This is a genomic window from Polynucleobacter kasalickyi, from assembly GCF_900176405.1.
Lineage (GTDB): Bacteria > Pseudomonadota > Gammaproteobacteria > Burkholderiales > Burkholderiaceae > Polynucleobacter > Polynucleobacter kasalickyi.
Window position 1 is genome coordinate 1 of record NZ_FWXJ01000012.1, and the last position, 21,538, is coordinate 21,538.

Genomic DNA, 21,538 nt, shown 5'->3' on the forward strand with positions numbered 1-21,538 from the left:
GATGGCATTGCCTACTAGCTCGGAAGTTTTGTTCATTACCTTTCTAATTAAGGCATAACCGCTTTTCCGCTCAACGAGGGTAACAATAGCTTGCTGGTGGTTAGCGCCAATGACGGTATCACCCTCCCAATGACCAACCTGTGCTCTCTCCTCAATATAAGCAGGGCGTTCACTGATAGGCCTCCTAGCGATAATTTGTCCGCGACGTTCTTGACCGCTAGCATATCGTTTCTTGCGTTTCTTTTGGCAGCGCAGTTGTTTCCAAAGGAGTCCACCTGCAGCTTTGTCCTCGTATACATGGCGGTAAATGGTCTCATGACTAATTCCTACTTCGTCTGCGGTTTGTTCAGGGCTCCACTTATTATTGAGACAGTCTACCGTCTGAGACCATTGCTAAGCGGTAATTTGAGAAGCATTACGAGAGCCCAAAGAGCGCTCTTGGGCTAACAAACAGGCTTGTCGAGGTCGATAACCTCGACCACCCGTATTGCGAGCAATCTCTCGACTAATGGTCGATTTGTGTCGACCCAGCAACTCGGCAATCTGTTGTTTGTTTTTTCCGGCTGACATTAATATATAAATCTGATATCGTTCTTCTTGGCTAAGGTGTTTATAGTTCATGGCTACTTTGACTTGGAGGTCGAGAAGCTAAGATACTAAATCATCCTTAGCCTCCTTTCATTTTTCAAAGTTGCACTTCGTATTAGAATTCACCTTCCTCCCTTCATTGATAACTCGCAACTAGAATATCCCATTTCAAGTCATTTTGGTTATCGTTTAGATCCTATTCATCACTTACCCTCCATGCACCAAGGTGTTGATTTTTTAGCTCCTATTGGTACACCAATTGTTGCTACGGCTGATGGGGTGATTGTTAGAGCCGGTCATGCGGATAGTTACGGTCTCCTCTTAGAAATTCAACATGCGAATGGTTTTAAATCTAAATATGCTCATACCAGTTTGATTCAGGTACAACTCGGAGAGCAAGTCAAACAAGGTCAATTGATTGCCTATGTTGGCAATTCTGGTCGAAGTACTGGTGCGCATTTACACTATGAAGTACTCATTGGTAATAAGCCCATTGATCCAATCCGCCTGTTAAGATAAATTTCATTTTGTCTGTGCGGATTTGTTAACATCATTACATCTCGATTCGTTTTAAAACGAAGGGATTCTAATCATTACAGAGGAGCCAAGCATGCAACGATCTATTCAACGTTTCATTTTTTTCCCGACCTTATTAGGATTTTTATTTGTTAGTCACTTGACCTATGCACAAAGTCCCCTGCCTACGGTTGACCCCCTCAAAGCAGGTTTTACTCAAGAAGGTCTGCAGCGAATTGATCAGTTTTTTGCTACTGAAATTAACGACAAAAGATTACCTGGAGCAGTGCTCGCAGTTGCAAAGAATGGCAAGCTGGCGATTTATAAGTCCTATGGTTATCAGGATGCAACCACCAAACAACCGATGCCTAAAAATGCAATTTTTAACTTAGCCTCGATGACAAAAGTGATGGCGACAGTGGGCGCGCTCACCATGTATGAAGAAGGTAAATTCACGTTAAATGATCCTGTAACCAATTGGTTTGAGCAATTTAAGGACGTAAAGGTGGGGCAAGTCAATCCAGATGGATCAATTTCTACCCAAGCAGTTAAAAAAATGATCACGATACAAGACTTGATGCGTCATACCAATGGACTCACCTATGGAGCCCGGGCGAATACGCCAATCCATAAATTATCAATGCCCAGTTCTGCAACTGCTGCAATTCGTTATGACGGTAATCAATTTATTTCTCAGTTAGCGAACACGCCATTACTCTACGAACCCGGTACCGCATGGGATTACAGTTTTGGTATAGACGTGTTGGGTTTAATTGAAGAAAAAATTGACGGACAACCTTTAGATAAAGTACTAGATCAACGTATTTGGCAAAAGTTAAAGATGGTTGATACGAGTTTTAACATCAAAGATCGCAGTCGTTTGGCAAAGCCTTTTGCTCTAGACCCTCTGACTGGTAAACTACAAAAAATTGAAGTATTAGATACACCCACGCAGTTTAATTGTGGTGGATCTTGTGCATTTAGTACCGCTGCAGATTATTTACGTTTCGGTCAAATGCTTCTGAATCAAGGTGAGTTAAATGGCGCTAGAGTATTAAGCCCAAACACTGTCAAGCTCATGACATCCGATCATCTCGGCGATAATATTAAAAACTTGTTAGTAGGAACTGAACCTGGTCGAGCTGGTTATGGATTTGGCTTAGGGGTCGCTGTTAGAAAAGTACGCGGTGTTGCTGCCACGAATGGCAATATCGGTGACTTTACTTGGAACGGTGCCAATGGTACCCTCTTTTGGGTTGATCCGGTTGAGAAGCTGGTTGTTGTAATGATGGCAGCTGCACCTGGAGAACTACGCAAGATCTATCGTGAAAAAGTAAGCGCCGTAGTTTATGGTGCGATAGCAAATTAAATATATGACCAACCACGTTTCCTCAAAATTACTGTACGAACTCAGTTCTGCTTGCAGCCAAACAGAATGTGAAGTTTGTGAGAGCGTCGAATGCGCAAGTTGGGAAACAAGACCAAGCAACTTTATGGCAAAGAACTATGAAATCCTTGGTACTTGTCAGTTCGATGGTTCAGAAAATATTTGGGATGAGTATCATCCGCAACAAACGACCATTTGGTCAAATAAGGCTCCCATTGCTCTCAAACACTACCCATACAATCGTGCCGATGTCTTACGTTGTGCCCATTGCCAAAAGGTTTATTTAACTTACACAGAGTTTGGGGGATATTACGTTGATCAACGCATTCGACTTGTCAATCCAGATTTAATCGTATTAGAGGAATAGGTCCCAAAACAGATCTCTAATTTTTTGTGATTTAATAGTACTTTTTCGGGGAAATATATGTCAAATTTAGAAATCATTGAGCAAGTTGTAGGGGAAGGTACGGAAGCTGTTGCTGGTACTCAGGTATGGGTTCATTACACTGGATGGCTCTTTGACGCATCTGCTGAAAATCAAAAGGGTTCTAAATTTGATAGCTCCGTCGATCGTAGGGAACTATTTAGTTTTGCTCTTGGTGCCGGACAAGTGATTCGTGGTTGGGATCAAGGTGTAGCTGGTATGAAAATCGGCGGTAAAAGAACCTTAATTATTCCTTCTGAACTTGGCTATGGTGCTCGTGGTGCTGGTGGAGTGATTCCTCCGAATGCAACGCTCGTATTTGATGTGGAACTGCACGACGTTAGATAAAAAAGTTGGTTCTATTCAGTGAGTAGATCTGCATAAGACAAAAAACCCAAGAATTTTTTTCTTGGGTTTTTTTATGCATCAGCACAACTACTTTTGGCAGAAAGCTGATTTCAGTGATTATTCCTTCGGAATCGCCATTATTTGACCTTCAGTCATTTGTAACACTTTGACTGAACTACCCTTCATCGCTTCTGCAAATTCTGCAAAAGTGCCTTTAGCCATTGGATTAGAGTTGTAATGCATTGGTAAAACCATTTTCGGCTTGATCCAATTTTTGATTGCAAACGCAGCGTCTACTGGACCTGTTGTAAAGTTTCCACCAATTGGAATCATGACCAAGTCGGGTTTATAGTATTCGCCAATAAACTTCATATCGCCAAACAATCCAGTATCACCCATATGCCAAATTTTGAAACCATTTTCTAATTCAATGATGTAACCAACCGGTTCACCTGCTGGATGAGACTCCAATTTATTCGTGGTTGGGTTTTTCCAAACGATCAGTGAGGAATGCTCCGCTTTTACTGGCGTCACTTTAATGCCAGGGATAGGACTTTGTGTACCACTTTTATTAAAGCGATGCGTCAGCTCAGCCGGAATTTCGCCCAAGGTGACTAAAGGAGTAATCATGTCAGCTGGACCATACATCTTGACATTATTTAATTTTGCAATCGCAACAGAATCGCCTAGGTGATCGACGTGTGCATGCGTTACTAAAACCAAATCAATTTTTCCCAAAGCAGATAAATCTTTTTTAAATTCAGCTGGCGCTTTCGGTCCACCTAAAATCCACGGATCAATAATAATGTTTTGATTCGTAGTCGTTTTAATGCGATAACCAGCTTGTCCTAACCAGAGTAACTCAGGCTGATTATCAGCCAAACTAGGTAATGCTTGTAAACCCATCAGGCCGATGAGGGTCAAGGTCAATTTTTTGAATCCGATTTTTTGCATTTTTTTATCCTTAAAAAAATTATCTAAGTTTTCATACAAAGATAATTATTGCATTTAATTTAATTTCATATTTGAAGATGTCACTAAATCACCCCATTTTTTGCGGTCACTTGAAATCGCTTCTTCAAACATTTTTCCAGAGCCACTCCAGATCACCATACCTGCTTGCAAAATCTTATCTTGAATTTCTTTGTTTGACAAAATCTCATCAATTGTTTTTTGAAGTTTAGCAGTTACAGCGGGAGGCATTCCAGCTGGTCCAACGATGCCAGAGAGTGAACTAGCATCATATCCCTTGAGACCTAATTCATTTAAAGTAGGATACATGCTGCGATTGGGTACGCGAGTTAGACTCGTTGTAGCATAAGCATTCAACTTACCTTGCTCTACAAAACCAAAGATGGAGGGACCAGAACCTAGTGTGAAATCAACTTCTCCCGCCAATACTGCCACTGCCGCAGGCCCTGCACCTTTATAAGGAACATGGGTCATTTGAGCACCTGTCATTTTGCTAAGCAAAGCACCAGCTAAATGAGTGCCGTTACCAACCCCAGGTGAACTATAGGATATTTTGCCAGGATCTGCTTTCGCTTTTGCAATTAAATCGTCAAGTGACTTAATGCCAGATTGAGGATTAACGACTAAGTAGAACGGGAATTTTACAATCGGGGCGATATAAGTAAAATCCTTGACGGGGTCATACGGCAAGTTCATTAAAGCCGCATTCACATCTAAAGCTCCGGTTGAAACCATGGATAAGGTATAACCATCTGGTTTTGCTTGTTTCAGGAAACTCATCGCGATTGTACCGTTAGCACCCGCTTTATTATCTACAAATACAGATACCTTTAAACGCTCTTCCAAAGCATGAGCAATAATACGGCCAATCCCATCAACCCCACCACCTGGGGCAAAAGGAATCACTAATCGAATCGAACCGTTTGGCCAATCTGTATTTTGTGCACTCACTGAAGTCAAGACACCCAGTCCCAAACCGAGAGTAAGTAGATGTCGTAAAAAGTGCTTTTTCAAAAGTTGTAATTTCATGTTCAAAGTGTCCATTAATTTTTTAATCAATCATTTTTAATGATTGGCGATTTACACAAACTCAACTTTGGCAACATTGCCGGGTTGCACTGTCAATAACAAACCTTCTTCACGACCTTCCCCAGTCGTTAAATTAATAAATCTTCTCGGGACAAAGGGAGGAACAGAACAAACATCTAACTCGTTCAAATCCACATGATACTTATCTCCTAAGCCCCAAATGACGCGCCACTGACCTTTAATCGCTACAAACGTTTCATTCGTGTCGTGATTATGTAGCATGGGTCCATTTCCTGGCGTTGCAGTCACATAGGACATTTGGAAACCCTCAGAAATTGGAATAGCAGACATGGGCTCTTTGCCACCATCTACAATTAGACCTGTGCCCACCACTAAGTAATTTTTTCTAACATGGCCAGGAATCAAGCTATCAGGATAACGATCTGGTGGATATTTTAATTCAGCGTGTCTAGCAACTCTCTTTGACATTTGCTCAGGTGTAACATCAATGATTGGCATTTCATACACTTTTTCTGTACTCATTTGGGTCTCCATTTAGATTCAATTCTTTTACCAAACATGATTAGCTAAACATGTTATGGTCTAATTAAAAGAAATTATATTTATACTAGACGACAAGTTTCGCATTGATTCAACCCATTAGGGTAAACCATAATCCAAATTTAAATATTCCTCTCGTTCCAATAAAAATTATTCACAACTATGCAACCACTACCCACCCCCATTGATTTCCAATTAGAAGTAAATCACCGGAAAGTACCCTTTAGCTTATGGATGCCAGAGAAGTCATTGAAGGACTCAAACGCACTAGTTCCCCTAGTTTTAGTTGGGCATGGTGGCAGTGGCCATAAAAAATCACAACTCGTTCTAGATATCGCCCAAATTTTAGTTGGTCAATATCAGATTGCTGTTGCAGCTATCGATGGCCCGGTGCATGGGGATCGTCGAGAGGTTTTTAATGATGGTCCGATTGTGCGTCAAGAATTCAGGGATCTTTGGCAATCAGGCACGAGTATTGATACGATGCTTGAAGATTGGCAGGCAGCCATTGATCACTTGCTAAAACAGCCGAATATTGACTCTTCTAAGATTGCTTGGTACGGCATATCGATGGGTACTGCCTATGGCTTGCCCTTAGTCGCAGCAGATGCAAGGATCAAAGCTTCTGCTTTGGGTATGTGGGGAACCTGTCGTACCCCTAACGAACGCTTGATTCAGGATGCAAAAAAAATGAATACCCCCGTTTTATTCCAAACAAAATTGGATGATGAAATATTCACTAAAGAGGGGCAACAAGAATTGTTTAATTTCATTGCTAGTGAACAAAAAGAATTAAGGTCATATCCTGGAGGTCATACTGATCCTAAGACAACTCAACTCGAAGATATTGTTGCGTTTTTAACCTCACAATTAAAACAGTAAGAAATAAAAAGTACTTATGTCTTCATTAAAAAACCAAGCGGCTCTCATCACCGGCGCATCCTATGGTATCGGTCAGGCAAGCGCTATTGCTTTAGCTCAAGCAGGCTTTGACATTATTATCACGGATCTCAATACAGACTCACTGAATCAAACCCTTGAAAAAGTTAAAGCATGTGGCGTAAAGGTGCTACCACTATCCTTAAATATTACGCTTCAAGACAGCATTGACCAGGCGCTTTCGAAAGCATTCGAGGCGTTTCCGTATTTAAATACATTAGTCAATAATGCCGGCTTACCGTCTTTACGAAAATTAGCCATTGATACCACTCGCTTAGAGTGGGAGAACATCATCAATACCAATTTAACAGGTACCTTTTTCATGAGTACCTCCTTTGCAAAGCATCTGATTAAAAATCAGATGCAAGGAAGTATTATTCAGTTGGCTTCCACGCATGGTTTGGTTGGCTTCCAAGGAGCTAGCACCTATGGCATCAGCAAAGCTGGAATTATTCATTTAAGTAAAATGCTTGCGATTGAACTCGCGCCTCATCAAATTCGGGTCAATTCAATTGCTCCGGGCACCACTTTCACAGAATCAAGGGCACCGAGTTTAGAAGATCCCGTCAGAAAAGCTGAGATGTTAAATCGTGTTCCCTTAGGACGCTTTGCACAGAGTGATGAAATAGCTGGTGCAGTAACTTATTTAGCGAGTGACTTAGCTAGTTTTATGACAGGTCAAACTCTAACCCTAGACGGCGGATTAACCGTCTATTAATAATGCCAAATAACCATCAAATTCTTCCAAAAGACTATTTTGCAATTTTTCTAATTGTATTTATTTGGGGAACAAATTTTGTGGCGATGAAATATGCATTGGAAGAACTAACACCCTTTCAACTGGGGGCTTGGCGCTTTGTATTCAGTCTGGTGCCGTTTATTTTCTTTTTCAAACCACCTAAGATTGCTTGGCGCTGGTTAATGCTCAATGGTTTTTTACAAGGGGTAGGGCAATTTGGCTTTCTGTTCGTTGCACTACACATTGGACTCAGCGCAGCATTAGCCTCAGTGCTCTTACAAACTCAAGTATTTTTTACCGCACTTTTTAGCTTTTTGATTTTGAGTGAAAAACCTAGTAAATCTTTTTTAGTTGGTCTGGTATTTGCCGCAATAGGACTGATCTGTTTTGGACTGAATTATGTTTTTCCAAATAGTCCAAAAGATTTACAAGTTCCCCTATTGGGAATTTTACTTTGCCTTTGTGGTGCCATGATGTGGGGTGGATCAAACATTACCATTCGGAAAATTCATCAAAAATATAATCGATTTGATGCGATTAATTTTATTGTTTGGAGTAGCTTTTTCCCAATCATTCCTTTTATTGCTCTCAACTGGATTTTCTTTCCGGAAAAAGATATTTCAAGTTGGTTTGGTCGGAATCACTCCACTTGGCTGGCAATTATTTACTTAGCGATCTTTTCTTATTTAGTGGCCTACGCCCTTTGGACGCGTTTAATTCAAAGTTATAGTGCTAACCGCATCTCGCCTTTTAGTTTAGGAGTCCCAATGGTTGGACTTCTCAGCGGGATGATTATTTTGGGTGAATCAATCTCTCCATGGCAATGGGCTGGTATTGGTTTTTGTTTTATTGCACTCGTCGTTACGATGATTGGACCTCAATTCAGCGCTAAAAAATAAACTTTATTGGTACTAACTTATTTTAAATTTTAGAGAATAATTGGTTATGCACTAAAAATGAATATTTTTCATCCACCCTCGAAATTTTCATCATTAAAATAGTTCGCATGTCAGTTTTTAATTTACGCCTATTTCTTTTTATCTTTCTGATTTCCCTAAATAATCAGTTTGCGTTAGCGCATCCTGAAGTGGATTCAGAGTTGACGGAGATGGTAGTGACGGGTCATCACTCGAATGCGATTGGTTCATTAGATGCAGCCTCCGGTGGCATCATTTATCAGGAAGCAATTGAAGACAAAATACTACTGAGACCTGCTGAGGTTTTGGAGATGGTGCCTGGATTTGTCGCTGCTCAACACTCTGGTGATGGAAAGGCCAATCAATACTTTCTACGTGGCTTTAATTTAGATCATGGCACTGACTTTGCCACCTACTTAGATGGCATGCCTATCAATATGCCCACTCATGCTCATGGGCAAGGCTATACCGATTTAAATTTTTTAATCCCCGAGTTAGTTGAAAGTCTCGAATATCGCAAAGGGCCTTATTATGCAGAAAACGGGGATTTTTCTTCTGCAGGTTCTGCCCGAATCAGTTTAAAAAACTCACTGATCGATAATTTTTCTGAATTAACTCTAGGTTCCAATAACTACCAACGACTCATTTCAGCCTATTCCAATCAATTAAAAAACGGGGCAAACCTCTTACTAGCGGGTGAATTCATGACCAATGATGGTCCTTGGCTTTACGGTGAAGGTCTACGCAAATTCAATGGTCTCATCAGATATAGTCAGCAAATTGATAATGATCGTTTTTCTATCACAGCAATGAGTTATACCAACTCTTGGAATGCAACAGATCAAATTCCGAAAAGCCTTATTGATAATGGTCTGATCAATCGCTACGGCAGTATGGATCCGTCTGATGGCGGACATACGAATCGATCAAGTCTTTCGGGTAATTGGCGCAGATCTCTCTCTGATGGTTATTTTGATGCATCCTTATATCTCATTCGGTATCAACTACAACTGTATTCCAATTTCACTTATTTTTTGAATAATCCGATTAATGGGGATCAATTTAAACAAGATGATGACCGTAATGTATTTGGCGGTCAAATCAAAAGAGTATGGTTGGGTGAGGCAATGGGCTTTAATACTAGTAATGAATTAGGTGTTCAATTTCGTCAAGACCGTATCCACGTTGGACTGAGCAATACTCAAAATAGAAATACCTTGAATACTATTCGAGATGATCAAGTCTTACAAAGTAATGTGAGTCTTTATGGAGAAAATGTCATTAAATGGTTACCTTGGTTTAGAACCAACCTTGGTGGTCGCTGGGATCAATACTACTTTGATGTAACGAGTGACATTTCTCAAAACTCAGGAACCAATCATGTAGGTCTTTTTTCGCCCAAGCTATCGTTCATCTTCGGTCCCTTTGCGAAAACGGAATTTTTTCTGAATTGGGGACAAGGGTTTCATACGAATGACGCAAGGGGTACAGTGATGAGTGTCGATCCAAGTAACCTTACTAATAAAGTTGAACCCGTGCCAGGTATCGTTAAAACGACGGGTTATGAATTAGGTATTCGTACTGAACTCATCCCTAAATTAAAATCCACCCTTTCCCTATGGACCTTAGCGGTTGATTCTGAGCTGATTTTTTTAGGCAATGCTGGAATTACTGAGGCTTCTAGAGCGAGTCATCGGCAAGGGATTGAATGGACCAATCGATATGAGCCAAGTGACTGGCTATCCTTACAAGCTGATATTAGTTTGAGTAAAGCGAGATATGCTCATGATGATGCCGCAGGAAATTTCATTCCTGGCTCTGTTGAAAAAGTTGGTATGTTTTCAGTCACTCTCAGAGAAGGGCTGTGGTCAGGCGGAATGCAATGGCGATATGTTGGCTCGATGCCATTAACTGAGGATGGAAGCATTTACTCCTCACCATCTAGTCTTATCAATGGCAGAATCAAATATCAAATCAACCGCCAGACAGATCTTAAATTAGATGTTTTTAATCTCCTCAATCGCCAAATGGATGACATTGCTTATTATTATCAATATAAAGTTTCGCCAAGTGCATTACCGAGTGATGGCTTAGTCATTCATCCTTCAGAACCTAGAACATTTCGCGTTTCATTGAGTTATAAGTTTTAGAGACACGACTACTAAACTTTGGCGAACTCCCAAAGTGATGTCACTTCCTTGGACCTTGCAAAAAACAAGGGATCGTCATTATTTCTTGTTTTTGGATGTTTAGGGGAGACATCTACTTTATTGACTACTTGCAAACCACCTTCTTGAATCCAATTCAGTAACTGATCTCTTGAACGAAGGCCTAAGTGCTCTGCTAAGTCAGAAAGAATGAGCCAAGCTCTACCTTGCTCTGTTAGATGATCTACAACTTCTAGTAAAAAGCTCTTTAAGAATGATGAGTCTGGATCAAATACGGCATTTTCAATCGGCGAACTAGGTAAGGCAGGAACCCATGGTGGGTTACAGACAATTAAATTCGCTTGCATTGCCGGAAATAGGGGCTGTTGAATCACTTCAACTTGTGCCGCGTAACCTAAGTGGTGAATATTTTTTGTGGCGCAATCGATGGCTCGAGGATCAATATCTGTCGATATGATATTTTTGATGCCTCTTTTGGCTAAGATGGCACTTAATACTCCAGAACCAACGCCAATGTCAAAAGCAAGATTGCATGGGGACGGGAGTGGTTGCTGAGCCACTAAATCAATATACTCCGACCTAGCAGGAGAAAATACGCCAAAACAAGGAATAATTTTTTGCTGAAGAAAAGGAATCAAAATCCCTTTTTTCTGCCACTCATAAGCACTATTGATTGCAAGCAACCCACGTAATGACATCACAAAATCTTCCGAAGGCGTCTCTAAGACTAGAGCTAAGGCTTCTTTAACATCTTGTCCACGTCTTAACTTGATCTCGAATGTACTTGAGATAGGAATCAATATCTGCCCAAGAATGGTTGCCCTTTTTCTTTGCTCCTCTCGGTGCTGATGAAATATCTCAGCTGGAGTAGTTGGTTTTTTAACAGAACCAACCCGTTGAGGTCGATCCACACGACGGGCCACAGCAGTAAGAGCTTGTCTTGCATTTTGATAGTCTCCTTGCCATAAAATCGCGTGGCCATCTTTCGCCAACTGGTACAAAGTATTTGCTGAAAAGCTATCATCTGCGACCAATACTTGCTGGTTAGGGGCAATGCCAGCTTCCGAGTACCACAAGCTAGAATTGGGAACTTGTTGATGTTCCCAATCTAATCTTTGGCTTAATTTAATTTTCATGACCCATTATAAATCTCATGAGTCATTTAAATTGTTTGACAGATCGAATGAATTGCTTTTTGATACTCTTGTTCTAAACGAGCCACAATCATCTCTGTAGAAGGCACATCCATAATCGAACCTACCCCCTGCCCAGCTCCCCAAATATCTTTCCAAGCCTTAGCACTTTGATCGGACTTCTGCTCCAAAGATTCAGCAATTGTTTTGGACTCTCTGTTGGGGAGTTTTTTAGGATCAAGTCCTGCCTCAAGAATACTTTCTTGCAAATAATTACCCGAGACACCGGTAAAGTAATCGGTATAGACAATATCTGCACTTTTAGCCCTAACAATTGCGTCTTTATAAGACATGGCTGCATGGGCTTCTTGACTAGCAATAAACCGAGTTCCCATATAGGCGAAATCAACCCCCATTACTTTTGCCGCCAAAACATCGGCTCCAGTAGAAATGGACCCGGAGAGTGCGAGGGGGCCTTTAAATATTTGTCGGATTTCGTTGACTAAGGCAAATGGAGACGTGGTACCAGCATGACCACCAGCACCTGCGGCTACCAAAATCAAACCATCAACACCCGCTTCTAAGGCTTTCTCAGCATGGCGTAAATTAATCACATCATGTAACACAATGCCACCATAACGATGCACTTCATCAATGATTTCCTTTACCGGAGCACGTAAACTAGTAATAAAAATTGGGACTTGATGTTTTACGCAGACTCTGACATCTTGCTCTAGACGCTGATTTGATTGATGAATAATTTGGTTAACTGCAATCGGCCCTACTTTCTTTTTGGGATTGGCTGCTTTAAATGTTGTGATAGTAGATTGAATGTCGGTTAACCACTCATCTAGCAGTTCGGGAGGTCTGGCATTTAATGCTGGAAACGAACCAACAATACCTGCACAACATTGAGCAATCACTAACTCTGGATAACTTACAGTAAACATGGGTGCAGCAATAATGGGCAAACGTAAGCCCGTTAGAACTTTTGGGATCTGCAAAATGATCTCCTTAATGAGGTCTTAATTGTCTACGTAAGATTTTTCCAACATTAGACTTGGGGAGCTCACTCCTAAATTCAATATATTTAGGTCTTTTGTAATTCGTAAAGTTTTCTTTACAAAATTGATTAACCATCGCTTCAGTTAACAAAGGATCTTTTTTCACAATGAAAACTTTGACAACCTCGCCAGAATTATCATCAGGTACACCAATGACCGCACATTCCAACACACCTGGATGATTAGCAATCACATCTTCAAGCTCATTCGGATAAACATTAAATCCAGAAACAAGAATCATATCTTTTTTTCTATCAATGATTTTGGTAAAACCGTGTTCATCCATTATGCCAATATCACCAGATTTAAAGTAACCATCACTGGTCATCGTCTTAACAGTTTCTTCTGGCTTATTCCAATAGCCTGCCATCACTTGAGGGCCACGAATACATATTTCACCAGGAGATCCATATGGGACTTCTAAGCCATCATCATCTAGAATCACAACTTCCGTACTTGAAACAGGTAATCCGACATTGCCAGTATAGTCTTGATTGAGGGCTAAGTTAATGCAAGCAACTGGCGAAGTTTCAGTTAAGCCATAACCCTCAATAATGGGTTTACCCATTAAATTTTTCCATTTTTCTGCTACTACCTTCTGCACAGCCATTCCTCCACCAACCGTTGCTAATAACTCAGGCAACTTTACTTGTGAAAATTGTGGATGATTCATTAAGGCATTAAATAGTGTATTTACCGCAGGGAAAATATGAATCTTTGGATGTTTCTTTAAAAACTGAATGAACCCCGGAATATCTTTCGGATTAGGTACAAAGAGCGCTATGCCTCCCTTACGCATACATAAAAACCCACAAGCTGTGAGTGCAAAAATATGGTACAAGGGTAATGCACATAAGAACGAAAGTTGTTGTCCAAACTTATTTTCTTTCAGAACTGGTTCTAACCAAGCTTCAATTTGCAACACATTGGCAATAATGTTTTTGTGGGTTAACACAGCACCTTTAGAAACGCCGGTTGTCCCGCCCGTATATTGTAAAAAAGCAATATCAGTTGGTTCAACGCTAGTCGGATGAAACATTTTTTTACTTCCAATTGTGAGAGCTTTTTTAAAGTTAATACTATTGGCAATATTCCAGGTAGGAACCATCTTTTTCACGTGACGAACAACAAAATCTACGACGATCCCTTTGAGACCAATGAGTTCACCTAGGCTAGTGACGACAACTTGCTTAATCTGTGTTTTTGCTTGAATAGAGGCATATACATGCGCAAAATTTTCTAAAATAATTAATGCGCTCGCACCACTATCATTTAACTGATACTCTAATTCGCGGGCTGTATATTGGGGGTTCACGTTAACGACTACGCAACCAGCTTTCAAGATACCCACCATGGCAATTTGATACTGAAAAACGTTGGGTAACATAATGGCTACCCGATCACCTTTTTGAAGACCAAGCGATTGAATAAAATTACAGATTTGGTTGGACATTTGATCAAGCGCACGATAGCTCATCATTTTGCCCATATATTCAACGACATTTCGCGTCGCATAATTAGCAACGATATCGTCAAACATCGTATTTAAAGAACTATAAGTAGATGGATCAATATCGGCAGGAATGCCGTGAGAGTATTGCTCTAGCCAGGGTTTTGAGGTATTCATAAAATCCTATTGGGGTATTTCAAGAATCAGTTTACTAACCAGATTCACCTTTTGAGTTGATCCTTCAGTAAAACCAATGATTATGAAAATCTATTATTTGAAGTCAAAACAAAAAAATGATGGGGAGATATTTACTCTCTCCATCATTTTTAGATTAACAATTAAAACTTATAACCGAGACGAACAACAAAATCCCAAGGATTTAAAGTAAGGGTGCCAGTAGTTGTAATTGGAACACCAGCATTACCCACAAAAGTTACATCTGTTTTTAAAGGGACATAGGAAACAGAAGCATTGACCGACCATTTTTCATCAATGTTGTAAATAGCGCCAACGTTAAATATCGGTGCCCAAGAAGCGGACATCGATGCAGAAGTTCCTGCAAGTACGTTCACTGTTGCATCTGAAGTATTTGGAGTTACGCTACTAAAAGATGTATAAGTTACACCTAGGCCTACATAAGGACGAAGTGTGTCCTTTGGTGCGTTGAATAAATACTTGGCAACTAATGATGGATTCATCACTTTTGCAGTAGCTGCTGCAGGGTGAGTTGGAGCTGTTGCTGTCGGAGCTGGGGTTCCAACGTCAACCGTCATTTTTGGAGGTATACCAATTGTCAACTCTGTTGCAATGTTATCTGTCCACATATATAAAGCACCTAGAGTAATGGTACTTGAAGGATCTATGGCGGCAGTAGCTCCACTTAAAGAAGCTGTTACACCTGCAGTAACTGGTACTGAAGCAGAGGTTGTAGTTAAAGGGCCAAGGGAAGCTTTTGGCACGATGAGTGCACCACCAACATAACCAACTATATCACCAGCTTTTTGTGCAAAAGCTTGAGAAGATACTCCTAAAGCTGTCACAGCGATTGCAGCAATCGTTGATTTTCTGAATAAAGTCATGAATAGGTCCTTAAGTAATGGTCTAAAAAAATGCTGATTTTCATTCTAGGGTAACAATAATGTAATGAACATCGGGGTAATCACTTAATAAAAAAATTAATTAGTAATAAAGTGTTCCGTTCATTTAGCATTAACACCGCTCAAAAATACCGGCAGCACCCATACCGGTTCCAACGCACATCGTTACCATGGCATACTTCAACTGCTTTCGATGCATACCGTGAATCGCTGTTGCACTTCGAATGGCTCCTGTCGCACCCAAGGGATGACCTAAGGCAATGGCTCCCCCTAACGGATTAATTCGATCAGGGTTCATATTTAGGTCTCGTATCACGGCTAAAGACTGCGCAGCAAAGGCCTCGTTTAGCTCAATCCAGCCTACATCTTCTAATCGAATACCTGCTAATTTTAGTGCAACAGGAATTGCTTCCTTGGGTCCAATCCCCATAATTTCAGGAGGTACTCCCTTTACTGCGAACGAAACAAATCTTGCTAAGGGCTTTAAATTAAATTGTTTCAAGGCCCTTTCACTCACGATTAATAAGGCACCTGCACCATCTGAGGTTTGAGAACTATTACCAGCCGTCACACTTCCTTTCATCGCAAAAACAGGCTTTAATTTCGCGAGGCCCTCCATCGTCGTATCAATCCTTGGACCATCATCTTTAGCTAATTGAGAAAAAGATAAGTCAACGACTCCTGAGTCAAGATTCATGGCTCGATGCGTAATATTCACCGCAAAAGTTTCATCCTTAAAATCACCATTGGCTTGCGCTAACAGTGCTTTTTGATGAGAGAGGAGTGCAAACTGATCCTGATCGGTTCGACTCACTTTCCATTGCTGTGCCACTTTTTCTGCGGTCAGTCCCATCCCATAAGCAATGCCAATATTCTCATCGGACATAAAAATCTCAGGAGAAAAAGAAGGTGAGTTTCCAGTCATGGGCACCATACTCATGGACTCTGTACCGGCTGCAATCATCACATCTGCTTCACCTACTCGAATCCTATCTGCGGCCATCGCAATCGCATTGAGTCCTGATGAGCAAAATCGATTGACAGTGACTCCACCCACACTTTGAGGTAAGCCCGCTAATAGAGCGCTAATCCTAGCAACATTTAAGCCTTGCGGGCCTTCAGGCATGGCACAGCCAACGATGACATCTTCAATCGCTTGAGGATCTAAAGTTGGATTCATCACGATTAATTGCTTTAAAGTTTGGGCTAGTAATTCATCTGGACGCATCTTACTTAAACTTCCTCGTCCTGATTTACCGATGGGAGTTCTAATCGCACTCACGATATAAGCCTGCTGAATATTTGTCATGGTTTTTCCTATCAATGAGAAGGTTGTTAGTTTCGGAGTGCCTTGCCTGTTTGTAATAGACTCATGATTCGTTCCATCGTTTTAGGATGTGCCATGAGTTCGACGAAGGCTTGTCGCTCTAGTTTTAATAACCATTCTTCGGTGACTAAAGTTCCCATATCCACATCACCCCCAGTAATTATTTGAGCAATTTTGTTCGCAATCAAAGCATCGTGTTCTGAGGCAAAACCCCCATCACGTAAATTAATAATCTGACCCATGATCGTTGCCGCAACAGAACGTCCACCAACGGAGATAAGATGTGGCAAGGGCGGTCGATACCCGGCTAATGCCATTGCTTTCACTTGATTTTTGGCCTGTGTTAATAGTTCAAATACATTGGCCACAATAATGTCATCTGGCTTTAAGTAATTCATTTTTAAAGCTTCATGGGCTGAACCAGACACTTTCGCCATCGCGGCATTTTCAAAAGAAAACTTCAAAGCATCTAGATAGTTTTGATTTCCATTTGCTTGCACCGTTAGGTGAGCGCGAATAGCCGCTTCTTTGAGTCCGCCACCTGCCGGTAATAATCCAACACCAACCTCCACCAAACCAATATAACTCTCGATGGCAACAACCCGTCTTGCTGACTGCATCACTAGCTCACAACCGCCACCTAAAGCAATGCCAGAAACAGCACTTACCACAGGAACTTGGGCATATTTAACGCGCATCATCGTATCCTGAAACATTTTCACAAAGGGCTCAATCCCCTTTGAACCACTCTTCATTACCATCGGTAAAGCAGCTTCTAGGTTTGCTCCCGCGGAAAATGATCCACCTGGATTACCTAACTTTAAAGAACTTGTTTGCCAAATGGCTAATCCTAGAAATTCATTCTCTGCGATGTCAATCGCTTGTTGAATACCTGCCAACACCTCAGGACTAATAGTATTCATCTTCGACTTAAAGGAGCAAATTAACACCTCAGAATTCGCGTCATCAAGCCAAGCCCTAACCTCCTTATTTTCCCAAATGGTTGTACCAGCAGTTTTAGGATCGACAGCTTGTTCCCCATATAAACTATCCCGAAAGACTTGGCGTTGATAGACCGGCAAATTGGATTTTGGGACATAACTTTGTTTTGACGCTGACCAAGAACCCTGTGAACGATGAATCTCGCCACTAATAGCAACTTCACTCTCAAAAACCCATGCTGGCAGAGGAGCATCGCAGAGCGTTTGACCTTGTTCAATATCTTCTTGAATCCAATTGGCAATTTTCAACCACCCCGCCTCTTGCCAGTCTTCGAAAGGACCAGTTTTCCAACCATAGCCCCACTTTATTGCAAAATCGATTTCACGGGCACTATCTGCAATTTCTGCTAAATGAAGAGCGATGTAATGAAATATATCTCGATAAATTGCCCATAAAAACTTTGCCTGCAGATCATCCGTACTTCTTAATAACTCTAGGCGTTCACCGATGGGTCTTTTCAGTATTCTTTCAATCAATGGAGAAATGGTTCCATTGGCAGGCACATAGGTTTTGGTAGAAAAATCGAGTACCTGGATTTCCTTTCCTGACTTTTGATAAAAGCCACGACCTGTTTTTTGCCCTAAACTTCCTTGCTCTAATAAGTAATTGACAACTGGTGGCAGGCTAAATAAGTGCTTAAAAGGATCATTGGGTAAGCCAGTTTCCATCGTTTTAATCACATGTGCCATGGTATCGATACCGACCACATCACTCGTTCTAAAAGTAGCTGACTTTGCTCGACCCAATTGACTACCCGTTAGCGCATCAACCACATCGAAGCTTAATTGATATTTTTCTGCCTCCTTAAATATCGCCAAGATAGAAAATACTCCTACCCGATTACCCACAAAATTGGGTGTGTCTTTGGCTCGAATAACCCCTTTACCTAATACAGAGGTCATGAAAGATTCCAAGCGATTCAAAATATCTGGCTTCGTATGGGTTGTAGGTATCAATTCTAATAAATGCATGTAACGCGGTGGATTAAAAAAATGAACGCCACAAAAACGTTCTTTCAAATCATCCGAAAAACCACGCGACAATTCTGCGATAGAAATCCCAGAAGTATTGGTTGCAAAAATTGCGTCTTTAGCAATGAAGGGAGCAATTTTTTCATATAACTGGTGCTTCCAATCTAAGCGCTCGGCAATCGCCTCAATGATTAAATCGCACTCTTTTAATAACTCTAAATGTTGATCATAATTTGCCACCTGAATGAAGTTTGCAAATTCCTCCAAGCATAAGGGTGCAGGTTTTATTTTCTTTAATTGCGCAATAGACTTTTCAACAATTTCATTTGGATTTGATCTGCCACTCTCACTTACTTTTGCAAGATCAAACAATATCACTGGCACTTTCAAATTAATACAATGTGCGGCAATTTGCGCCCCCATGACTCCTGCTCCAAGTATCGCGACTTTGTTAATTTTTTGTTCATGCATCATGTTAAAAACCCTTTATTAAAATAACGCTTCATCCATCGTCATGAGTGTTTTAGATCCGGCTCTAGCACTTCTAATTAAAGTGGCAGTTTCAGGGAGTAATTTGGCAAAGTAAAATCGTGCGACACACAGTTTCGCTTCATAGAAGCGATCATCGCTAGCTGGATTATTGAGTGCAACTCTAGCCATCCTTGCAAATAAATAGGAATACACTAAGTGACCTATAACTCTGAGATACGGTACGGCGGCGGCACCAATTTCTTCTTGATCCATCATGCCTTTCATACCTAGTTCCATAGTAAGTTTTTCAACCTTTACGGCGATATCAGAGAGTGGGTCGATAAATTCACTCATTTCTTTTTTGACACCTTCTGCCTCAATAAAATCTTTGACGATATCGCCAAATTGCCTTAATTTAGCTCCCATATCGCCTAGAACTTTTCTGCCAAGAAGATCTAAAGATTGAATAGTATTGGTTCCTTCATAAATCATATTAATTCGTGCATCTCGCACAAATTGCTCCATGCCCCACTCTGCAATATAGCCATGACCACCAAACACTTGCAGGCCTTCGTTGGTGGCGAGAAATCCATTGTCAGTGATGAATGCCTTAATGATTGGCGTTAGCAAAGCAATTAATCCCTCTAGTTCTTCCTTGCGCTGGAGATCCTCTTCTTGTGCAAGTTGATCAATCATTAATGCAATCCAGTAGGTAAATGCTCTAGCACCCTCTGCATAGGCTCTTTGCGTTAAGAGCATTCTTCTAACATCTGGGTGAACAATAATGGGATCTGCATTCAGCGTTGGTGAATGAGTTCCTTTGATACTTCTCATTTGCAAACGATCTTTTGCATATTTCACTGAGTTTTGATAAGCAACCTCAGTTAAACCAAGACTTTGCATTCCCACTCCTAAGCGTGCTGCATTCATCATGATAAACATAGCCTGAAGACCTTTATTGGGTTCTCCCAAGAGAGTACCAACCGCCCCATCAAAATTCATTACACAGGTAGCATTGCCATGGATACCCATCTTATGCTCAAGCGATCCACACTCTAATTGATTTTTAGTGAGTAAGGCACCATCACTATTCGTTAAAAATTTTGGCACCACAAACAGTGAAACACCTTTTGTACCTAAGGGGGCATCTGGCAATCGCGCCAACACTAAATGAATAATGTTTTCCGCTAAATCATGTTCGCCACTCGATATGAAAATTTTCGTACCGGTAATTTTATACTCTTGGTTTTCTAAAGGTTCAGCTTTCGTCTTCAGTAAACCTAAATCTGTTCCACAGTGAGGTTCTGTCAGACACATCGTGCCAGTCCATTGACCAGACACCAACTTTTCTAAATAGAGCTTTTTCTGTTCCGGTGTACCGTGTTGATGCAAGCACTCATAAGCACCATGCGATAGCCCTGGGTACATGGTCCAAGCTTGGTTTGCCGAGTTCAGCATTTCAAACAACACCGTATTGATAATTTGTGGCAAGCCCTGCCCGCCATATGCAGTATCACATGACAAAGTAGGCCAACCGGCCTCAACATAAGTTGAATAAGCTTCTTTAAAGCCCTTTGGAGTTGTGACTGATCCATCCAAATTTCTTGTACAACCTTCCTGATCCCCTACTTGATTGGTTGGTTGTAATATCTCGGTGGCAAACTTGTTTGCTTCTTCAATAATTTGATTGATGACTTCCTTATCAACATCCTCATAAACCTGAAACTTTTTTAACTCATCGGTTACATGCAACATCTCATGCAAAACAAAATGCATATCTCGAATGGGGGCATTGTAGCTGGGCATATTGATTCCTCTATTTAACTTTTAAAAAGTGACTCAATTACCTTATTAGCAATTGATTTACTGATTTGATTCTTTAAAAATCTGGTATCGTGATGAACGCCTAAAACCGTACTATAGATTTGGAATAACATTTGCTCTACGTCGGTTTTTTTTGGAAGGTGTCCTGCGTCGATTGACTCTTTGATGGCGCGACGTATGGCATTACGCCATACTTCAACGCTTTTCAATAATTCATCTCGAATTTCACTCGGCCGATCGTCATACTCAATGGCACCTGAAATAAAAAAGCATCCAGCACTTTTTTTATCACTGCTAACATCAATCCAGTTTTGAATCATTTTTCGCAGTCTGGGTAATCCTTTGGACAAGGATATGGCTGGTTCAAATACATCCCGTTCAAAACGTCGGTAGTACTCGCGAATCACTTCAATCAATAATTCATCTCTAGATCCAAAGTGCGCAAACACACCACTTTTACTCATTTGGACGCGTTCCGCTAAATTACCAATCGTTATGCCCTCAAGTCCATCCCTGCCTGCAATGTCGATTGCCGACTGCAAAATAGTTGCCTTTGTGACGGCGCCCTTGGCATAGTCAGTGAATGTATTTTTTTCTACGATAGTCATGCT

At 41.0% G+C, this 21,538-nt stretch carries 19 protein-coding genes and 1 pseudogene; 8 read left to right on the plus strand and 12 right to left on the minus strand.

The window, feature by feature from the left end; translation table 11 throughout:
- Positions 1–621 (minus strand): annotated as a pseudogene (locus B8983_RS14435) (IS30 family transposase); the annotation flags it as partial.
- A 183-nt stretch (positions 622–804) separates the two neighbouring features.
- On the opposite strand from B8983_RS14435, the gene B8983_RS10745 reads away from it, so the two are divergent.
- From B8983_RS10745 to B8983_RS10760, 4 genes are all read left to right on the plus strand, one after another.
- Positions 805–1,107, plus strand: coding sequence for a M23 family metallopeptidase (locus tag B8983_RS10745; protein ID WP_084284616.1), 303 nt, complete (start codon positions 805–807; stop codon positions 1,105–1,107).
- A gap of 91 nt (positions 1,108–1,198) precedes the next feature.
- Entirely contained in the window at positions 1,199–2,473 is a 1,275-nt protein-coding gene (locus tag B8983_RS10750; protein ID WP_084284619.1) for a serine hydrolase domain-containing protein, read from the plus strand.
- Positions 2,474–2,477: 4 nt separating this feature from the next.
- Complete coding sequence (locus B8983_RS10755; protein WP_159460891.1) at positions 2,478–2,858, plus strand: hypothetical protein; 381 nt, start codon at positions 2,478–2,480, stop codon at positions 2,856–2,858.
- Positions 2,859–2,915: 57 nt separating this feature from the next.
- On the plus strand, positions 2,916–3,263 hold the full coding sequence (locus tag B8983_RS10760; protein ID WP_084284632.1) for an FKBP-type peptidyl-prolyl cis-trans isomerase: 348 nt from the start codon (positions 2,916–2,918) through the stop codon (positions 3,261–3,263).
- A 117-nt stretch (positions 3,264–3,380) separates the two neighbouring features.
- Here B8983_RS10760 and B8983_RS10765 read toward each other — a convergent pair whose 3' ends face one another.
- Genes B8983_RS10765 through B8983_RS10775 form a run of 3 tightly spaced genes read right to left on the minus strand, consistent with a single transcriptional unit; the run spans position 3,381 to position 5,807 of the window.
- On the minus strand, positions 3,381–4,217 hold the full coding sequence (locus B8983_RS10765) for a metal-dependent hydrolase (RefSeq protein WP_084284641.1): 837 nt from the start codon (positions 4,215–4,217) through the stop codon (positions 3,381–3,383).
- A gap of 54 nt (positions 4,218–4,271) precedes the next feature.
- Entirely contained in the window at positions 4,272–5,264 is a 993-nt protein-coding gene (locus tag B8983_RS10770; RefSeq protein WP_159460892.1) for a Bug family tripartite tricarboxylate transporter substrate binding protein, read from the minus strand.
- A 51-nt stretch (positions 5,265–5,315) separates the two neighbouring features.
- Positions 5,316–5,807 (minus strand): cupin domain-containing protein, encoded by a 492-nt coding sequence (locus B8983_RS10775; protein ID WP_084284654.1) that lies wholly within the window; start codon positions 5,805–5,807, stop codon positions 5,316–5,318.
- A 180-nt stretch (positions 5,808–5,987) separates the two neighbouring features.
- Between B8983_RS10775 and B8983_RS10780 the strand changes: the two genes are divergently transcribed.
- From B8983_RS10780 to B8983_RS10795, 4 genes are all read left to right on the plus strand, one after another.
- Positions 5,988–6,707: an alpha/beta hydrolase gene (locus tag B8983_RS10780; RefSeq protein ID WP_084284657.1), complete on the plus strand. Its 720-nt coding sequence runs from the start codon at positions 5,988–5,990 to the stop codon at positions 6,705–6,707.
- Positions 6,708–6,723: 16 nt separating this feature from the next.
- Positions 6,724–7,482 (plus strand): SDR family NAD(P)-dependent oxidoreductase, encoded by a 759-nt coding sequence (locus tag B8983_RS10785; RefSeq protein ID WP_084284663.1) that lies wholly within the window; start codon positions 6,724–6,726, stop codon positions 7,480–7,482.
- Positions 7,483–7,484: 2 nt separating this feature from the next.
- Positions 7,485–8,402 carry a DMT family transporter gene (locus B8983_RS10790; RefSeq protein ID WP_084284666.1) on the plus strand — a complete coding sequence of 306 codons (918 nt, stop codon included), beginning with the start codon at positions 7,485–7,487 and terminating at the stop codon, positions 8,400–8,402.
- A 107-nt stretch (positions 8,403–8,509) separates the two neighbouring features.
- A complete protein-coding gene (locus B8983_RS10795; protein ID WP_084284669.1) occupies positions 8,510–10,570 on the plus strand; it encodes a TonB-dependent receptor in 2,061 nt (686 codons plus the stop codon).
- An 11-nt stretch (positions 10,571–10,581) separates the two neighbouring features.
- Here the strand turns inward: B8983_RS10795 and B8983_RS10800 are convergent, their stop codons facing one another.
- The 8 genes from B8983_RS10800 to B8983_RS10835 form a co-directional block, all read right to left on the minus strand.
- Complete coding sequence (locus B8983_RS10800) at positions 10,582–11,724, minus strand: 50S ribosomal protein L11 methyltransferase (RefSeq protein WP_084284673.1); 1,143 nt, start codon at positions 11,722–11,724, stop codon at positions 10,582–10,584.
- Between the two features lie 26 nt (positions 11,725–11,750).
- Positions 11,751–12,725 carry an NAD(P)H-dependent flavin oxidoreductase gene (locus B8983_RS10805; RefSeq protein ID WP_084284676.1) on the minus strand — a complete coding sequence of 325 codons (975 nt, stop codon included), beginning with the start codon at positions 12,723–12,725 and terminating at the stop codon, positions 11,751–11,753.
- A gap of 10 nt (positions 12,726–12,735) precedes the next feature.
- Positions 12,736–14,412: a long-chain-fatty-acid--CoA ligase gene (locus B8983_RS10810; RefSeq protein ID WP_084284679.1), complete on the minus strand. Its 1,677-nt coding sequence runs from the start codon at positions 14,410–14,412 to the stop codon at positions 12,736–12,738.
- A gap of 161 nt (positions 14,413–14,573) precedes the next feature.
- Positions 14,574–15,314 (minus strand): OmpW/AlkL family protein, encoded by a 741-nt coding sequence (locus B8983_RS10815; protein WP_084284682.1) that lies wholly within the window; start codon positions 15,312–15,314, stop codon positions 14,574–14,576.
- Between the two features lie 130 nt (positions 15,315–15,444).
- A complete protein-coding gene (locus B8983_RS10820) occupies positions 15,445–16,641 on the minus strand; it encodes an acetyl-CoA C-acyltransferase (protein WP_084284685.1) in 1,197 nt (398 codons plus the stop codon).
- Between the two features lie 26 nt (positions 16,642–16,667).
- Positions 16,668–19,103: a 3-hydroxyacyl-CoA dehydrogenase/enoyl-CoA hydratase family protein gene (locus B8983_RS10825; RefSeq protein WP_084284907.1), complete on the minus strand. Its 2,436-nt coding sequence runs from the start codon at positions 19,101–19,103 to the stop codon at positions 16,668–16,670.
- An 18-nt stretch (positions 19,104–19,121) separates the two neighbouring features.
- Positions 19,122–20,909: an acyl-CoA dehydrogenase C-terminal domain-containing protein gene (locus B8983_RS10830; RefSeq protein WP_084284688.1), complete on the minus strand. Its 1,788-nt coding sequence runs from the start codon at positions 20,907–20,909 to the stop codon at positions 19,122–19,124.
- A 14-nt stretch (positions 20,910–20,923) separates the two neighbouring features.
- Positions 20,924–21,535 (minus strand): TetR/AcrR family transcriptional regulator, encoded by a 612-nt coding sequence (locus B8983_RS10835; protein ID WP_084284691.1) that lies wholly within the window; start codon positions 21,533–21,535, stop codon positions 20,924–20,926.
- Between the last annotated feature and the right edge of the window lie 3 nt (positions 21,536–21,538).

Excerpts from the sequence above, each read along its gene's own strand:
- B8983_RS10745 (WP_084284616.1), top strand. The coding sequence starts at position 805 with ATGCACCAAGGTGTTGATTTTTTAGCTCCTATTGGTACACCAATTGTT.
- B8983_RS10750 (WP_084284619.1), top strand. The coding sequence starts at position 1,199 with ATGCAACGATCTATTCAACGTTTCATTTTTTTCCCGACCTTATTAGGA.
- B8983_RS10755 (WP_159460891.1), top strand. The coding sequence starts at position 2,478 with ATGACCAACCACGTTTCCTCAAAATTACTGTACGAACTCAGTTCTGCT.
- B8983_RS10760 (WP_084284632.1), top strand. The coding sequence starts at position 2,916 with ATGTCAAATTTAGAAATCATTGAGCAAGTTGTAGGGGAAGGTACGGAA.
- B8983_RS10765 (WP_084284641.1), bottom strand. The coding sequence starts at position 4,217 with ATGCAAAAAATCGGATTCAAAAAATTGACCTTGACCCTCATCGGCCTG.
- B8983_RS10770 (WP_159460892.1), bottom strand. The coding sequence starts at position 5,264 with ATGAAATTACAACTTTTGAAAAAGCACTTTTTACGACATCTACTTACT.
- B8983_RS10775 (WP_084284654.1), bottom strand. The coding sequence starts at position 5,807 with ATGAGTACAGAAAAAGTGTATGAAATGCCAATCATTGATGTTACACCT.
- B8983_RS10780 (WP_084284657.1), top strand. The coding sequence starts at position 5,988 with ATGCAACCACTACCCACCCCCATTGATTTCCAATTAGAAGTAAATCAC.
- B8983_RS10785 (WP_084284663.1), top strand. The coding sequence starts at position 6,724 with ATGTCTTCATTAAAAAACCAAGCGGCTCTCATCACCGGCGCATCCTAT.
- B8983_RS10790 (WP_084284666.1), top strand. The coding sequence starts at position 7,485 with ATGCCAAATAACCATCAAATTCTTCCAAAAGACTATTTTGCAATTTTT.
- B8983_RS10795 (WP_084284669.1), top strand. The coding sequence starts at position 8,510 with ATGTCAGTTTTTAATTTACGCCTATTTCTTTTTATCTTTCTGATTTCC.
- B8983_RS10800 (WP_084284673.1), bottom strand. The coding sequence starts at position 11,724 with ATGAAAATTAAATTAAGCCAAAGATTAGATTGGGAACATCAACAAGTT.
- B8983_RS10810 (WP_084284679.1), bottom strand. The coding sequence starts at position 14,412 with ATGAATACCTCAAAACCCTGGCTAGAGCAATACTCTCACGGCATTCCT.
- B8983_RS10815 (WP_084284682.1), bottom strand. The coding sequence starts at position 15,314 with ATGACTTTATTCAGAAAATCAACGATTGCTGCAATCGCTGTGACAGCT.
- B8983_RS10820 (WP_084284685.1), bottom strand. The coding sequence starts at position 16,641 with ATGACAAATATTCAGCAGGCTTATATCGTGAGTGCGATTAGAACTCCC.
- B8983_RS10825 (WP_084284907.1), bottom strand. The coding sequence starts at position 19,103 with ATGCATGAACAAAAAATTAACAAAGTCGCGATACTTGGAGCAGGAGTC.
- B8983_RS10830 (WP_084284688.1), bottom strand. The coding sequence starts at position 20,909 with ATGCCCAGCTACAATGCCCCCATTCGAGATATGCATTTTGTTTTGCAT.
- B8983_RS10835 (WP_084284691.1), bottom strand. The coding sequence starts at position 21,535 with ATGACTATCGTAGAAAAAAATACATTCACTGACTATGCCAAGGGCGCC.